Consider the following 16,321-nt stretch of genomic DNA (forward strand, 5'->3'; position numbering starts at 1 on the left):
GCGGGCTTGGCCGGGGAGTCTGGAATGGGAGCGGGCGTGGATTGCATGGCGGGCCTGAGGGATGGAATGCGGGAGTTGCGTTGTTTTCTGGTCAATTCCGGTCAACACAGCGACCCGACATTCTAATGCAATCACCGCCCCTCTGCGGCCCATGAAAAACGCCGCCCGGGCCGATGGCGCGGACGGCGTGATCGGGCAGAACCGACGGTGCTTACAGGCCGGTGTGCTCGGCCACGAAGGCCTTCACACGGGCGGCGTCGGCCGGCATGACCTCGAAGCGCTGCGGCAGTGCCTCGATGTTCTCGAAGCCGGCCGGACGGTCGGCGTCGCGGCCCAGGGCTTCGCGGATGGTCTCGTTGAACTTGGCCGGCAAGGCGGTCTCCAGCACGATCATGGTCACGCCCGGGGTGAGGTTTTCGCGCGCCACCTTGATGCCGTCGGCAGTGTGGGTATCGACCGTGATGCCATAGGTCTTTTCGGCAAAGCGGATGGTGTCCAGGCGGTCGGCGTGGGACGACTTGCCGGAGGCGAAACCGTACTTGATCACGCTGGCGAATTCATCGCCGTCGCTGCCGGGCTTGCCGGTCAGGTCGAAGCCACCGGCGGTCTCGACCTTGTGGAACAGGGTCTTGACGCGGGCGCTGTCACGACCCAGCAGGTCATAGACGAAGCGCTCGAAGTTGGAGGCCTTGCTGATGTCCATGCTGGGGCTGCTGGTGTGATAGGTCTCGGCGGACTTGCGCACGCGGTACACGCCGGTGCGGAAGAACTCGTCGAGCACGTCGTTCTCGTTGGTGGCCACCACCAGCTTGTCGATGGGCAGGCCCATCATGCGGGCGATGTGGCCGGCGCAGATATTGCCGAAGTTGCCCGAGGGGACGGTGAAGGAGACCTTCTGTTCGTTGCTGGTGGTCGCGGCCAGGTAGCCACGGAAGTAGTACACCACCTGTGCCACCACGCGCGCCCAGTTGATCGAATTGACGGTGCCGATCTTCTTGGCGGCCTTGTATTCCAGATCATTGGAGATGGCCTTGACGATGTCCTGGCAGTCGTCGAAGACGCCTTCGACGGCCAGGTTGAAGATGTTGGGGTCTTGCAGGCTGAACATCTGCGCGGTCTGGAAGGCGCTCATCTTCTTGTGCGGGGACAGCATGAAGACGCGGATGCCCTTCTTGCCACGCATGGCGTATTCGGCGGCGCTGCCGGTGTCACCGGAGGTGGCGCCGACGATATTGAGCTCGGCCCCCTGCTTGGCCAGGGCATACTCGAACAGGTTGCCCAGCAGTTGCATGGCCATGTCCTTGAAGGCCAGCGTGGGGCCGTTGGACAGGCTTTGCAGTACCAGCTTGTTGCCGTCGCGCTCTTCCAGCGTGCGCAGCGGGGTGATCTGGGCGGCATCCTCGCCGGCGCGGGTGTTGCGATAGACGTCGGCGGTATAGGTCTTGTGCGCCAGCGCCTTGAGATCGGCTTCGGGGATATCGGTGGCGAACTTGCGCAGCACCTCGAAGGCCAGGTCGGCGTAGGGCAGCTTGCGCCACTGGTCGAGCTCGGCGCCGCTCACCTGCGGATACTGCGCCGGCAGGTACAGGCCGCCGTCCGGGGCCAGGCCGCCCAGCAGGATTTCGGAGAAGGAAGGAGTTGCAGCGTGACCGCGAGTGGAGACGTATTGCATGTCGATAGGAAGCGCCGGCAGGCGGCTGGAGGATGAATTGGCAGGAAAGCCCTGGATTATAAGGCCAGAAGGCGCACTACAAAAGCGCAGCAGGGGCCAGACCGTGAAATCCCTGCCGCACTCCGGGCAAAGCTGCGCCGCGCACGACTATTGCTCAGCAACATCACCAAGCTGAAATAAAACGTTACCACCCTTGAAAGCCGGCCATGGCCGGGCTATGCTGCGCCACTTCGTGTGCAGCGCCGGATTGGCGGAATGTTTGCACGCTGGCGACGTCAAAGACCTATTCAAACTCAACAAGGATGGAAAACGGCATGAATCACAAGACCAAGACCCTGCTCGCAACGACCGGCCTGTTCGCGGCCCTCCTGGCGAGTCTGCCGGCCCACGCCGAGAACTGGCAATCGCTGGGCGGCACCGACCAGTCCGAACTGCTGGTCGATACCGACTCCATCGTCGAGTCCGGCGGCGTGCGCGAGGCCTGGTCGCTGTGGAACTTCAAGGAGGCGCGTCCCAACAATGGCGACAAGAGCTTTCCGACGCTGAAGTCCTACAAGGACCTGCACCAGTACAACTGCAAGGCCGGCACCATGAAGCTGGTGCGCGAGATCATCTTTGCCGAGAACGATGGCAAGGGCGACAAGCGTGACCATTCGGACGCGCTCAAGGGCATGGACTTCGTCAAGCCCAAGCCGATGTCGGTGGGTGACGCCATGCTGCAGGCGGTGTGCAGCTTCGAACTGACGAAGTAGGACACAGCAGGACGGCCATCGCCCGGCGCGGCGGTCCGCCCAGCCGACGTAAAAAAATCGGAGCCCGCGGGCTCCGATTTTCGTTGGCGGCCAGACTTGACCGGCCGGGGATCAGCTCAGCTCTTCCAGGCGGATCTTGGTGACCTTGCCCACGACGGTGGACAGGGCTTCGATCTTGGCGATGGCGGCCTCGATGTTCTTTTCCTGGGTCTGGTGGGTCAGCATGATGATGTCGGTCTGCTGTTCACCTTCGCCCGGCTCCTTCTGCAGCATGGCGTCAATGGAGATGGTCGAATCGGCCAGGATGCGGGTGACATCGGCCAGCACGCCAGCCTGGTCGGCCACGCGGATGCGCAGGTAGTAGCTGGTCACCACTTCGCTCATGGGCAGCACCGGGGTATCGGCCATGGCATTGAGCTGGAAAGCCAGCGAAGGCACATGGTGTTCCGGATCGGCCGTGGCCAGGCGGGTGATGTCGACCAGGTCGGCGATCACGGCCGAGGCGGTCGGCTCGGAACCGGCACCCTTGCCGTAGTACAGGGCTTCGCCGACGGCGTCGCCCCGCACCACCACGGCGTTCATGGCACCCTCGACATTGGCGATCAGGCGCGAGGCCGGGATCAGCGTCGGGTGCACGCGCAGTTCGATGCCCTTCTCGGTCTGGCGCGTGATGCCCAGCAGCTTGATGCGGTAGCCCAGCTTTTCGGCATAGGTGATGTCGCTGGCCTGCAGCTTGGTGATGCCTTCCACGTGGGCCTTGTCGAACTGCACCGGGATGCCGAAGGCGATCGAGGCCATGATGGTCAGCTTGTGGGCTGCGTCCACGCCTTCGATGTCGAAGGTCGGATCGGCCTCGGCATAGCCCAGGCGCTGCGCTTCCTTCAGGACCACGTCGAAGTCCAGCCCCTTGTCGCGCATCTCGGAGAGGATGAAGTTGGTGGTGCCGTTGATGATGCCGGCCACCCACTGGATACGGTTGGCGGTGAGGCCCTCACGCAGTGCCTTGATGATGGGAATGCCACCGGCCACGGCCGCCTCGAAGGCCACCATGACGCCCTTTTCCTGCGCGGCCTTGAAGATCTCGTTGCCATGCGTGGCGATCAGGGCCTTGTTGGCCGTGACCACGTGCTTGCCGTTGGCGATCGCCTTGAGCACCAGGTCGCGGGCGGTGTCGTAGCCGCCGATCAGTTCGACGACGATATCGATCTCGGGATCGTTCACCACCAGGTTGCCGTCGTTGACGACCTTGACTTCGCCACGGGTCAGTTCGGTCGCGCGGGCAGTATTGCGAGCGGCGACCATGGTAATTTCAATGCCCCGGCCTGCACGGCGCGCAATCTCTTCCTGGTTGCGCTTGAGAACATTGAAAGTACCGGAACCCACGGTGCCGATGCCGAGCAAACCTACTTTGATGGATTTCATATTGTCTTCGTGGTTGATGAAAAAGACCGCCTGGTCCGCATCAGCGGGCAGGACGGGTTACTGCAGAAACGGTCAGGCGGTGCCGTGGCGGCGACGATAGCCCTCCAGGAAATGGGCGATGCGGCCCATGGATTCGGTCAGGTCGTCGGTATTGGGCAGGAACACCACGCGGAAGTGGTCCGGCGTGGGGCAGTTGAAGCCGGTGCCTTGCACGATCAACACCTTTTCCTCGGCCAGCAGTTCGTAGGCGAATTCCTGGTCATCCTTGATCGGATAGATCTCCGGGTCCAGGCGCGGGAACATGTACAGCGCCGACTTGGGCTTCACGCAGGTCACGCCCGGGATGTCGGTCAGGAGCTTGTGCGCCAGGTCGCGCTGCTTGGTCAGGCGGCCGTTGGGGCCGACCAGGTCATTGATGCTCTGGTAGCCGCCCAGCGCGGTCTGGATCGCGAACTGGCCCGGCGCATTGGCGCACAGGCGCATCGAGGCCAGCATGTTGAGGCCTTCGATATAGTCGCGGGCATGCTTCTTCTCGCCCGAGACCACCATCCAGCCGGCACGATAGCCGCAGGAACGATAGTTCTTGGACAGGCCGTTGAAGGTGATGAACAGCACATCGTCGGCCAGCGACGCCAGCGAGGTGTGGGTGTTGCCGTCGTAGAGCACCTTGTCGTAGATCTCGTCGGCCAGGATGATCAGCTGGTGCTGACGTGCCAGTTCGATGATTTCCTTGAGCACCTCGACCGAATAGAGCGCGCCGGTCGGGTTGTTGGGGTTGATGACGACGATGGCCTTGGTGTTGGGGGTGATCTTCTTCTTGATGTCGGCGATATCGGGCTGCCAGCCTTGCTGCTCGTCGCAGACGTAATGCACCGGGGTGCCGCCGGAGAGGCTCACGGCCGCGGTCCACAGCGGGTAGTCGGGGGACGGCACCAGCACTTCGTCGCCGGTGTTGAGCAGCGCGTTGACGCTCATGACGATCAGCTCGGAGGCGCCATTGCCGAGGTAGATGTCATCGATGGTGACGCCTTCGATCTTCTTTTGCTGGGTGTAGTGCATGACCGACTTGCGCGGGGCGAACAGGCCCTTGGAGTCGGTATAGCCGGAGGCATTGCCCATGTTGCGGATCATGTCCTGTACGATCTCGTCGGGCGCATCGAAGCCGAAGGCGGCGAGGTTGCCGATGTTGAGCTTGATGATCTTGTGGCCCTCTTCCTCCATCTGACGCGCCTTTTCCAGCACGGGACCCCGAATGTCGTAACACACATCTGCCAGCTTCTTGGATTTCTGAATCGGTCGCACAGCTCTTCCTCTAATCGTTTCGCAGGGTTCGGCCAGCCTGGCCCCCATCGGATCTCATCGGGTCTCTCGGCTTGCATGGCGGTACCGGAACCTTTGCCTCGCGGTCCTCTCCATTACCACGCTTGCCGTCATTTTCCTGCATGTTCCTGCCCGCTGCAGTGCAATGTAAAGCACCTGCAAAGAAGCCGGTGACGGCGCCCCAAGGGCCCGCCGGTAACCGGCCATTTTGCCCAAAGCTAAGCATTTTATCAATCAAATAGGCGTGCGCCGGGGTCGGAAACGGCTACAATGGCGCACTTTACGACCACGTTGCCGCGATGCATGTCGCCATGACATCCCGGCCCGGCCGTCTGCCCGGACCGGGCGCCTGCAACCCATCCTGCCCATCCTGCGATGAAGCTCCACACGACCGAGACCAAGCAATACCAGACCGTCACCGCCTACGATGAGGACGGTGTCGAGCTCAATGCCATCCGTTTCACCAACAGCTTGCTGGTGCTGCCCGAAACCGAGCCGGTACCCTGGCCGGTGAACAGCTTCGAGGCGCTCACCCCGCAGCATTTCGACCAGATCGACGCCACCGCGCCCGACGTGGTCATCCTGGGTACCGGCGAGCGCCAGCGCTTCGTCCACCCCAAGCTGACCACCGTACTCACGGCGCGCCGCATCGGTGTGGAATGCATGGACAACCAGGCCGCCTGCCGCACCTACAACATCCTCATGGCCGAGGGACGCAAGGTGGCACTGGCGCTGATCATCGCGCCGCAAGCCTGAACCGGCACTTGCCGCGACAAGAAACCCAAGAACACGCAACAAGGAACCGCTGTCAATGCGCGAACTGTACAAATCCAAGGCGTTCGTCTGGACGCTGCTTATCCTCTTCCTGCTGGTCTGGTTCTGGATGCTGGGCGCTCGCGTCCTGGTGCCCACCGATGAAGGCCGCTACGCCGAGATGGCACGCGAAATGGTGGCCACGCAGGACTGGATCACCACCCGCCTGAACGGCATCAAGTATTTCGAAAAACCGCCGCTGCAGACCTGGATGAATGCCATCACCTTCGAGCTGTTCGGCCTGGGTGAATGGCAGGCACGCCTGTGGACGGGCCTGTGCGGCCTGCTCGGCATCGGTCTGGCCGGCTACACCGGCAGCCGCGTCTTCAACGGCCGCGTGGGCTTCTATGCCGCGCTGGTGCTGGCGTCGAGCTTCTTCTGGGCCGGCATGGGCCATATCAATACGCTGGACATGGGCCTGTCGGGCATGATGACCATCGCCCTGTGTGCCCTGCTGATGGCCCAGCGCGACGGCGCCTCCCGCGAGGGCCAGCGCAACTGGATGCTGCTGTGCTGGGCCGGCATGGCCCTGGCGGTGCTGTCCAAGGGGCTGATCGGCATCGTGCTGCCGGGTGCGGTGCTGGTGCTCTACACCTTCTTCGCCCGCGACTGGGCGATCTGGAAGCGCTTGCATCTGGTCAAGGGCCTGATCCTGTTCTTTGCCATCTGCACGCCCTGGTTCGTGGCGGTGTCGCTGCGCAACCCGGAATTCCCGCAGTTCTTCTTCATCCACGAGCACTTCCAGCGCTTCACCAGCAAGATCCATAGCCGCACCGGCCCGTGGTATTACTTCATCCCCATCCTGGTGCTGGGCATCATCCCGTGGCTGGGCGTGTTCTTCCAGAGTCTGTGGAAAGGCACCCGCGAACAACGCGATACGGCGGGCTACAACAGCCTCAACGGCGGTCGCTTCCAGCCCAAGCGGCTGTTGCTGGTGTGGGCGGTGTTCATCTTCGTGTTCTTCAGCATTTCGGACTCCAAGCTGCCCTCCTATGTGCTGCCGATCTTCCCCGCGCTGGCACTGCTGATCGCCTGCTACCTGGAAGAAGCCGATTACAAGGCGCTGGCCTGGGCCGGTTCGCTGGTGGCCTTGCCCGCTGCAGTGGCGCTGGCCTTCATCCCGCGCGTGCCGTCGATGGCCAAGGATGCCTACTCGCTGCCGCTGGTGGAAGCCCACGTACCCTATCTCTACGCCGCGGCGCTGATCTTCTTCGTCGGCGGCATTGCCGCCATTCGCCTGGCCCGCCAGCACAAGGACTGGGCCGTCACCTCGCTGGCGGCGACCGCCTTCGTGGCCGGACAGTTGCTGCTGCTGGGGCATGACCCGCAAGGCCGCTATTCGGCCGGCGTCGACTATGTGCCGGCGCTGCAGGCCGAGCTCAAGCCGGAAACCCCGATCTACCTGGTCGGCCGCTATGAACAGGCCCTGCCCTTCTACCTGCGTCGCACCATGACCCTGGTGCAGCACGCCGACGAAATGGAGTTCGGCCTGAAACAGGAACCGCAGCTGTGGCTGCCGACGGTGGACGCCTTCGTGGCCCAATGGGTGGCCGACAATGCGGCCGGCAAGAAGGACATCGCCATCATCGACCCGACCATCTACAAGCAACTGGTTGAACGCAAACTGCCCATGCGCCTGATCGGCCAGGATCCGCGCCGCGTCATCGTGGCCAATGATCCGCCGCCTGCGTCCACTCCTGCCGCTGCCCATGCCAACGGCGAGAAAAAGGCCGGCAAATGAACCTGGCGACATTTGGCTTCATCTTTGTCGGCATCTGCCTGAACGCAGTAGCGCAACTCCTGCTCAAGGCCGGTACCAATGCCGTGGGCGCGATCCACCTGACCGCGGACAACTGGTTTTCCACCGGTCTGAAGCTGGCCACCCAACTACCCATCATCGGCGGCCTGTCCTGCTACGTGATCTCGGTGGGCGTGTGGATCATCGGCCTGTCGCGGGTGGACGTGACCATCGCCTATCCGCTGCTGTCCCTGGGTTACATCATCAACGCCATCGGCGCGTGGTATTTCCTGGGCGAGGCCATTTCCATGCAGCGCCTGCTGGCCATCGGCGTGATCATTGTCGGCGTGGTCTTGCTGACCCGAAGCTGATTTACAATACCGGGTCGCCGCGCGGCGCCCGCCAGCGCCGCGCGGCCCTCCCATCCTGAATATCGTCTGACCGGATTCCACCATGAGCCTGCCTTCGCTGCCATTCCTGCCTTTCGCCAAACCCACCATCGATGAAGCCACGATCGCCGCCGTCGGCGAGGTACTGCGCTCGGGCTGGATCACCAGCGGCCCCAAGGTCCAGGCGTTCGAAAAGGCGCTGTCGGAATACCTGGGCGGGCGCATCGTGCGCACCTTCAATTCCGGCACCTGCACGATGGAAATCGCGCTGCGCATCGCCGGCATCGGCCCCGGTGACGAAGTCATCACCACCCCCATCTCCTGGGTGGCGACGGCCAACGTGATCCTGGAAACCGGTGCCACGCCAGTATTCGCCGACATCGATCCGATCACCCGCAATATCGACCTGGACCGCCTGGACGCAGCCATCACGCCGCGCACCAAGGCGATCATCCCGGTCTATCTGTCCGGCCTGCCGGTGGACATGGACCGCCTGTATGCGATTGCCGCCAAGCACAAGCTGCGTGTGGTGGAAGACGCCGCCCAGGCGCTGGGTTCGACCTGGAATGGCAAGCGCATCGGCTCGTTCGGCGACTTTGTCTCCTTCAGCCTGCAGGCCAACAAGAACATCACCAGCGCCGAAGGCGGCTTCCTGGTGCTCAACAATGCCGACGAAGCGCGCCTGGCCGAGAAGTACCGCCTGCAGGGCGTCACCCGCAGCGGTTTCGACGGGCTGGAAGTGGACGTGCTGGGCGGCAAGTACAACCTGACCGATGTGAATGCCGCCATCGGCCTGGGCCAGTTTGCCCATATCGACGCAGTGACCGCCCACCGCAAGGAGCTGGCACGCCATTACTTCGCCTGCTTCGGCAGCGACTTCGAGGCCAACTATGGTGCCCAGCTGCCGGTGGCCGACTTCGAGAACTCGAACTGGCACATGTTCCAGCTGGTGCTGCCGGAACGCATTACCCGTGCTGCCTTCATGGAAAAGATGATGGAAAAGCAGGTCGGCATCGGCTACCACTACCCGGCCATTCACCTGCTCAAGCTCTACCGTGAACGCGGCTTCAAGGAAGGCATGTTCCCGGTGGCCGAACGCGTCGGCCAGCGCATCGTTTCCCTGCCGATGTTCAATGTCATGCGTAAAGAGGACGTTGTGCGCGCGGTTGAAACGGTAAAATCGGTGCTTGGCTGATTTTTGCGGAATTGTTCGAAAATTTCGGCATAATTCGATTTATTTGCATTTTCACAATTTGCAGCCAACGCAATTCGTCACCTGTGCAACACGCTGGCCTGAACGCTGCGACCGCTACTGTCGCAGCGCATCGGGCCTTTGATTTATTTCAGTACCTGCATTTCCAGCATTCGATATTTGATGAAACCAGAACTGTCCGTCGTCATCCCGGTTTACAACGAGGAATCCGGGCTCTCCAAACTGTTCGAGCGCCTCTACCCGGCGCTGGACGCGCTGGGCTACAGCTATGAAGTCATCTTCGTCAACGATGGCAGCCGCGACCGCTCGGCCGGCATCCTGGCCGAACAGTATCGGCTGCGTCCGGACGTCACGCGGGTGGTGCTCTTCAATGGCAACTACGGTCAGCACATGGCCATCATGGCCGGTTTCGAGGCGACCCGGGGTGATGTGGTGGTGACGCTGGACGCCGACCTGCAGAATCCCCCCGAGGAGATCGGCAACCTGGTCGCCAAGATGCGCGAGGGCTACGACTACGTGGGCTCGATCCGCCGCAAGCGCCAGGATTCGGCCTGGCGCACCTATGCCTCCAAGGCCATGAACCGCCTGCGCGAGAAGATCACCCGCATCAAGATGACCGACCAGGGCAATATGCTGCGCGCCTATGGCCGCAACGTCATCGACCTGGTCAACCGCTGCAGCGAGGTGAATACTTTCGTGCCGGCCCTGGCCTACACCTTCTCGCGCAATCCGACCGAGATCGTGGTGGAGCATGAAGAGCGCTCGGCCGGGGAATCGAAATACTCCTTCTACAGCCTGCTCCGCCTCAATTTCGACCTGGTGACCGGTTTTTCGCTGGTGCCGCTGCAGTTCTTCTCGCTGCTGGGTATCGGCCTGTCCTTCGCCTCGGCGGCGCTGTTCATCCTGATCGTACTGCGCCGCCTGCTGATCGGCGCGGAAGTGGGCGGCGTCTTCACGCTGTTCGCCATCACCTTCTTCCTGATGGGCGTGATCCTGTTCTCGATCGGCCTGCTGGGTGAATACATCGGCCGCATCTACATGCAGGTGCGCGCGCGCCCCCGCTACGTGGTGCAGGCCATCCTCGAGCAATCCTCTTCGGAAGACAAGCAAGCCCTATGAACGCCGTCGTATTCGCCTACCATGACGTGGGGGTGCGCTGCCTGAAAGTCTTGCTCGCCCGTGGCGTGCAGGTTTCGCTGGTGGTCACGCACGAAGACAATGCCGCCGAGAACATCTGGTTCGGCTCCGTGGCCGGGGTCTGCCGTGAGCACGGCATCACCTGCATCACTCCGACCGACCCCAAGTCGCCGCAATTGCTGGCCCAGGTGCAGGCGGCGCAGCCTGACTTTATCTTCAGTTTCTATTACCGCCACATGTTACCTGTGGAAGTGCTGGCGACCGCCCGGCGTGGCGCCTACAACATGCACGGCTCGCTGTTGCCCAAGTACCGCGGCCGCGTGCCGATCAACTGGGCGGTGCTGCATGGCGAGACCGAGACCGGCGCCACCCTGCATGAGATGACCGTCAAGCCCGACGCCGGCAGCATCGTGGCCCAGACGGCCGTGCCCATCCTGCCCGACGACACGGCGCACGAAGTCTTCGGCAAGGTCGTGGTGGCCGCCGAGATGACCCTGTGGACTGCCCTGCCGGCCATGCTGGCGGGTCGCACGCCGCAGCTGCCCAACGATCTGTCCAAGGGCAGCTACTTCAGCGGCCGCAAGCCCGAGGATGGCCGCATCGACTGGCGCCGCACCGCCCGCGAAGTCCATAATCTGGTGCGCGCGGTGGCGCCGCCCTACCCCGGCGCCTTCGAGGAAATCGCGGGTGATAAAATTACGGTCACGAGAACCCGGCTGGTTCCGCCATCGGCCCACCCTGCGCTGCAGCGGGCCCATGGCATGCAGGACAAGTTCTTCGAAGGCGGCAAGTTGTACGCCCGTTGTGGCGATGGCAACTTCCTCCAGATCCTGGGCATCCAGATCAATGATCAGGATGCTTCACTCAACAATTACCTGAAATACATGGCCTCCTGAAGTCCGGCCATTCACTAGCTCTCAACATTATGAAAAAAGTCCTCATTCTCGGCGTCAACGGCTTCATCGGCCACCACCTGTCCAAGCGCATCCTGGAAACCACGGACTGGCACGTCTATGGCATGGACATGATGACCGACCGTATCACCGACATTCTGGAAAACGAGGCCTACAAGTCGCGCATGCACTTCTTCGAGGGCGACATCACCATCAACCAGGAATGGGTGGAATACCACGTCAAGAAGTGTGACGTGATCCTGCCGCTGGTGGCCATCGCCACCCCGTCGACCTACGTCAACGCCCCGCTGCGCGTGTTCGAGCTGGACTTCGAAGCCAACCTGCCGATCGTGCGTTCGGCCGCCAAGTACAAGAAGCACCTGGTCTTCCCCTCGACCTCGGAAGTCTATGGCATGTGCCACGACGAGGAATTCGATCCGGAAGAGTCCGAGCTGATCTGCGGCCCGATCAACAAGCCGCGCTGGATCTACTCCTGCGCCAAGCAGCTGATGGACCGCGTGATCTGGGGCTACGGCATGGAAGCCGGCCTGAACTTCACCCTGTTCCGCCCGTTCAACTGGATCGGCGCCGGCCTGGACTCGATCCATACCCCCAAGGAAGGCTCGTCCCGCGTGGTGACCCAGTTCTTTGGCCACATCGTGCGCGGCGAGAACATCTCCCTGGTCGACGGCGGCCTGCAGAAGCGCGCCTTCACCTATATCGATGACGGTATCGACGCGCTGATGAAGATCATCGCCAACGAAGGCGGCGTGGCTACGGGCAAGATCTACAACATCGGCAACCCGGTCAACAACTACTCCATCAAGGACCTGGCCGACATGATGTTGAAGCTGGCTGCGGAGTATCCGGAATACGCCGACACTGCCAAGCAGGTGCAACTGGTCGAGACCACCTCCGCTGCCTACTACGGCAAGGGTTACCAGGACGTGCAGAACCGCGTCCCCAAGATCACCAATACCTGCGAAGAACTGAACTGGGCACCCAAGACCACCATGGCCGACACCCTGCGCAACATCTTCGACGCCTACCGCAGCCAGGTCGCCGAAGCCCGTGCCCTGATGGACTGATTTCCATCCCGCCACGGCCCGCAAAACCGCGCTTCTGGCGCGGTTTTGTTTTTTCCGGCGTGAAACCGTCACAGAGACCATCATCATGAGCCGATCTGCAGCCTGTTTGCCCCATTTTGCTGCATCGCTGCATATTGTTCTATCGGCCGCACAATGCTAGTCTCGCAACTTGTCGGCGGGCGTTGGCGTCTTCTTCCAGAGCCTGCCCCACACCATGGCGCGACACGGCCATTACCCATTCCCGGTTCAGCGAATTGCCCAAACTCACTCTCAAGATCGACGCCGACACCTATCGCGGCACCCGCGTCGGCGTCCCCAACCTGATCGCGCAATTGCGCCGCCATGGCGCCGGCGCCACCTTCCTGTTCTCGCTGGGCCCCGACCACACCGGCTGGGCGCTCAAGCAGATCTTCCGTCCCGGCTTCTTCAGCAAGGTGTCGCGCACCTCGGTGGTGGAGCACTATGGCATCAAGACCCTGATGTACGGCACCCTGCTGCCGGCACCCGACATCGGCAAGACCTGCGCCGGCTTCATGCGCCAGGCGCGTGATGCCGGCTTCGAATGCGGCATCCACACCTGGGACCACCGCGTCTGGCAGGACGATGTGCGCACCGCCGATGCCCAGTGGACGGTCGAGACCATGCACCAGTCCCATGCCCGTTACCGCGAGATCTTCGGCGAGGCGCCGCGTACCCACGGCGCCGCCGGCTGGCAGATGAACGACCATGCCTTCGTGCAGCTGGACCAGTTCGGCATGGCCTACTCCTCCGACGGTCGCTCGCAACTGCGCGCGGATGGCCGCCTGGCCGACCAGGACGCCGGCCCGCATCGGCTCTCGGCATTCGGCAAGCCGCTGTCCTGCGTGCAATTGCCGACCACCCTGCCCACGCTGGACGAAATCCTGGGACGCGAGATCGGCGGCAAGCTGATCGATGCGGGCAACGCCGCCGATTTCCTGCTGCAGTTGACCAGGGAGCCGCGTGACCATGTCTTCACCTTGCACGCCGAACTTGAAGGGCAGAAACTCGCCCCCATTTTCGAACGATTGCTGGCAGGCTGGCGCGCCCAGGGATACGAACTGGTCTCCATGGGTGACTACTACGACAGTATCCGCAACGACGTCCTGCCCATCCTGCCGATCAGCTGGGGCGAATTGCCCGGGCGTTCGGGCGAGATGATCGTTCAGGCCATGTAATCCCGGCAACAGATCGAGCTTCTGGCCGGCATCACTTCCACCAACAAGACTTCACCTACGGGGCGCCATTTTGACAGACCGACCATCCATCCTGAACAAGACCGTGCCGGAGTTCTCGGCCGCCATGACCAGTGGCAAGACTTTCAACCTGGCCGATTACCGGGGCAAGAACCTGGTGCTGTATTTCTATCCCAAGGACAACACCCCGGGCTGTACCACCGAGGGCATGCAGTTCCGTGACCTGCACCCGCAATTCCAGGCCGCCAACACCGAAATCTTCGGTATCAGCCGCGACAGCCTGAAGTCGCATGAAAACTTCAAAGGCAAGCTGGGCATGCCTTTCGAGCTGATCTCCGACCCCGATGAAACCCTGTGCACCATGTTCGATGTCATGAAGATGAAAAACATGTATGGCAAGCAGGTTCGCGGCGTGGAACGCAGCACGTTTGTGATTGACGGCGCAGGTAAAGTGGTGAAAGAATGGCGTGGAGTGAAGGTTCCTGCCCACGTGGATGAGGTACTGGCCTTCATCAACACCCTTGCCTGAACTGAACGATATTCGCTGCCGCGACTGTCGTGTTGCCCAAAAGGCAGCTGGTTCCGGCAGCGAAGGATCCGTCTGGCAAGCGTTTCCGACGCGTTCGACAAAAATGCGGTCAAACGATACAAGCCATTGAATTCAAACAGAAAAACGTTTGCTGGAAGCCGTTTCAGGTTTAGGCCTCAGGCCTGCCGAAACGGCTTTTTTACTTTTCGATTTGCCGCCACCTCTAATCAAGCCCTTGCGCACCCGTTTGCCAGCTTGCCCGGCAAGGGTTTCATTAGACTTCTCGGCCCCGCAGCTTCACCCTGCTTCCCTTTGCTGTTCGCTGTTCTGCTTCACCTGTTCGCTCTGACAAAGCGGAGTTTTCTTCATCCACTTCCGAGGTCCTGATGCCCCTGCCCAAAATGCCGAGCAAACCAGCTTCGATGCTGTCTCCCGAGGACTATCCCAAGGCCGATCGCAACAAGCCTGTCAAACCGAACATCACTCTCGTTGAAACGTCCGCTCCCGCTGTCGCACCACAAGAAGTCGCCGTAGCCGCTCCCGCCGTCGCCGATGCCAAGGTCGCAGCACCCCGTGCGCGCATCACCGGCAAGACCGCTGCTGTCGCCGAAAAACCGAAAGCCGCGCCCAAGAGCGCCGAAGTCCGTCCCAAGTCGCCCACCAGCCGCGTGGCTGACAAGCTGGGCAAGTCCAAGCTGTTCGTGCTGGATACCAACGTGCTGATGCACGATCCGACCTCGCTGTTCCGCTTCGAGGAACACGACATCTACCTGCCCATGGTGACGCTGGAGGAGCTGGACAACCACAAGAAGGGCATGTCCGAAGTCGCCCGCAATGCGCGCCAGATCTCGCGCTCGCTGGATGCGCTGGTGTCCGACATCGCCGAGGACGCCATCGACCTGGGCATTCCGCTCTCCAAGCTGGGCAACAAGGATGCCAAGGGCCGCCTGTACTTCCAGACCAAGCTGCAGAATGCCGCCCTGCCGGAAGGTCTGCCCGAGGGCAAGGCCGACAACCAGATCCTGGGCGTGGTCCGGGCGCTGGACCAGCAGTATCCGGAGCGTCCGGTGGTGCTGGTGTCCAAGGACATCAACATGCGCCTGAAGGCGCGTGCCATTGGCCTGCCCGCCGAAGACTACTTCAACGACCACGTGCTGGAAGATACCGACCTGCTGTACTCGGGCATCCAGCAACTGCCGGACGACTTCTGGAACAAGCACGGCAAGGGCATGGAGTCGTGGCAGGAAAGCCGCCATGGCAGCAGCTATACCTACTACCGCGTCACCGGTCCCTACGTGCCATCGCTGCTGGTCAACCAGTTCGTCTTCATCGAGCCCAAGAACGGCGAACCGGCCTTCTATGGCCAGGTGTCGCAGATCAACGGCAAGACGGCGGTACTGCAGACCCTGCGCGACTTCGGCCACGCCAAGAACAGCGTCTGGGGCATCACCGCCCGCAACCGCGAGCAGAACTTCGCGCTGAACCTGCTGATGAACCCGGAGTGCGACTTCGTCACCCTGCTGGGTCAGGCCGGTACCGGCAAGACCCTGCTGGCACTGGCCTCTGGCCTGGCGCAGGTGCTGGAAACCAAGCTCTACAACGAAATCATCGTCACTCGCGTGACGGTGCCGGTCGGCGAAGACATCGGTTTCCTGCCAGGGACCGAGGAAGAAAAGATGGGCCCCTGGATGGGCGCCTTCGACGACAACCTCGAAGTGCTCAACAAGTCTGACGGCGACGCCGGCGAATGGGGCCGGGCAGCGACCCAGGACCTGATCCGCTCGCGTATCAAGATCAAGTCGTTGAACTTCATGCGCGGCCGTACGTTCGTGAACAAGTTCTTGATCATCGATGAAGCGCAGAACCTCACGCCCAAACAGATGAAGACGCTGGTCACGCGTGCGGGTCCGGGCACCAAGATCGTCTGCCTGGGTAACATCGCCCAGATCGACACGCCCTACCTGACCGAAGGCTCCAGCGGCCTGACCTATGTGGTCGACCGCTTCAAGGGCTGGGCGCACAGCGGCCACGTCACTCTGGCGCGGGGCGAACGTTCCCGCCTGGCTGATCACGCCAGCGACGTGCTGTAAGCAGTTTTCTTCCGCAGAAAAGCAAAAAGCCACGGTAACGTGGCTTTTTGC

General features: G+C 62.1%; 14 protein-coding genes. 11 read left to right on the plus strand and 3 right to left on the minus strand.

The features are described from left to right. Positions 1–211: 211 nt before the first annotated feature. On the minus strand, positions 212–1,672 hold the full coding sequence (gene thrC, locus HBH1_RS12055) for a threonine synthase (protein ID WP_102662949.1): 1,461 nt from the start codon (positions 1,670–1,672) through the stop codon (positions 212–214). A gap of 314 nt (positions 1,673–1,986) precedes the next feature. Here thrC and HBH1_RS12060 point away from each other — a divergent pair, with 314 nt between their 5' ends. Further along, a complete protein-coding gene (locus HBH1_RS12060) occupies positions 1,987–2,424 on the plus strand; it encodes a surface-adhesin E family protein (protein ID WP_102662950.1) in 438 nt (145 codons plus the stop codon). Between the two features lie 111 nt (positions 2,425–2,535). On the opposite strand, the gene HBH1_RS12065 is transcribed toward HBH1_RS12060, so the two are convergent. Next, positions 2,536–3,846: a homoserine dehydrogenase gene (locus HBH1_RS12065; RefSeq protein ID WP_006462626.1), complete on the minus strand. Its 1,311-nt coding sequence runs from the start codon at positions 3,844–3,846 to the stop codon at positions 2,536–2,538. Positions 3,847–3,918: 72 nt separating this feature from the next. Continuing rightward, positions 3,919–5,148 (minus strand): pyridoxal phosphate-dependent aminotransferase, encoded by a 1,230-nt coding sequence (locus HBH1_RS12070; RefSeq protein WP_006462627.1) that lies wholly within the window; start codon positions 5,146–5,148, stop codon positions 3,919–3,921. A gap of 393 nt (positions 5,149–5,541) precedes the next feature. Here HBH1_RS12070 and HBH1_RS12075 point away from each other — a divergent pair, with 393 nt between their 5' ends. The 10 genes from HBH1_RS12075 to HBH1_RS12120 all read left to right on the plus strand — a co-directional run bounded on the left by HBH1_RS12075 (position 5,542) and on the right by HBH1_RS12120 (position 16,270). After that, positions 5,542–5,922 carry an Mth938-like domain-containing protein gene (locus tag HBH1_RS12075; RefSeq protein WP_102662951.1) on the plus strand — a complete coding sequence of 127 codons (381 nt, stop codon included), beginning with the start codon at positions 5,542–5,544 and terminating at the stop codon, positions 5,920–5,922. Between the two features lie 55 nt (positions 5,923–5,977). Continuing rightward, on the plus strand, positions 5,978–7,720 hold the full coding sequence (locus HBH1_RS12080) for a glycosyltransferase family 39 protein (RefSeq protein WP_102662952.1): 1,743 nt from the start codon (positions 5,978–5,980) through the stop codon (positions 7,718–7,720). Further along, a complete protein-coding gene (locus tag HBH1_RS12085) occupies positions 7,717–8,088 on the plus strand; it encodes an EamA family transporter (protein WP_006462630.1) in 372 nt (123 codons plus the stop codon). The genes HBH1_RS12080 and HBH1_RS12085 overlap by 4 nt, the downstream gene beginning before the upstream one ends. Before the next feature lie 82 nt (positions 8,089–8,170). Next, positions 8,171–9,301 (plus strand): DegT/DnrJ/EryC1/StrS family aminotransferase, encoded by a 1,131-nt coding sequence (locus HBH1_RS12090; RefSeq protein ID WP_102662953.1) that lies wholly within the window; start codon positions 8,171–8,173, stop codon positions 9,299–9,301. A gap of 180 nt (positions 9,302–9,481) precedes the next feature. Continuing rightward, on the plus strand, positions 9,482–10,438 hold the full coding sequence (locus tag HBH1_RS12095) for a glycosyltransferase (protein WP_102662954.1): 957 nt from the start codon (positions 9,482–9,484) through the stop codon (positions 10,436–10,438). Beyond that, on the plus strand, positions 10,435–11,352 hold the full coding sequence (locus HBH1_RS12100) for a formyltransferase (RefSeq protein WP_102662955.1): 918 nt from the start codon (positions 10,435–10,437) through the stop codon (positions 11,350–11,352). The genes HBH1_RS12095 and HBH1_RS12100 overlap by 4 nt, the downstream gene beginning before the upstream one ends. Positions 11,353–11,381: 29 nt before the next feature. Beyond that, entirely contained in the window at positions 11,382–12,437 is a 1,056-nt protein-coding gene (locus HBH1_RS12105) for a bifunctional UDP-4-keto-pentose/UDP-xylose synthase (RefSeq protein ID WP_006462634.1), read from the plus strand. A 254-nt stretch (positions 12,438–12,691) separates the two neighbouring features. Beyond that, positions 12,692–13,633: a polysaccharide deacetylase family protein gene (locus HBH1_RS12110; protein WP_102662956.1), complete on the plus strand. Its 942-nt coding sequence runs from the start codon at positions 12,692–12,694 to the stop codon at positions 13,631–13,633. A gap of 70 nt (positions 13,634–13,703) precedes the next feature. After that, positions 13,704–14,180, plus strand: coding sequence for a peroxiredoxin (locus HBH1_RS12115; RefSeq protein ID WP_102662957.1), 477 nt, complete (start codon positions 13,704–13,706; stop codon positions 14,178–14,180). 422 nt (positions 14,181–14,602) lie between these two features. Then, positions 14,603–16,270: a PhoH family protein gene (locus HBH1_RS12120; protein ID WP_102662958.1), complete on the plus strand. Its 1,668-nt coding sequence runs from the start codon at positions 14,603–14,605 to the stop codon at positions 16,268–16,270. The last annotated feature ends 51 nt before the right edge of the window (positions 16,271–16,321 follow it).

Source organism: Herbaspirillum sp. BH-1 (genome assembly GCF_002870055.1).
GTDB lineage: Bacteria > Pseudomonadota > Gammaproteobacteria > Burkholderiales > Burkholderiaceae_D > Herbaspirillum > Herbaspirillum frisingense.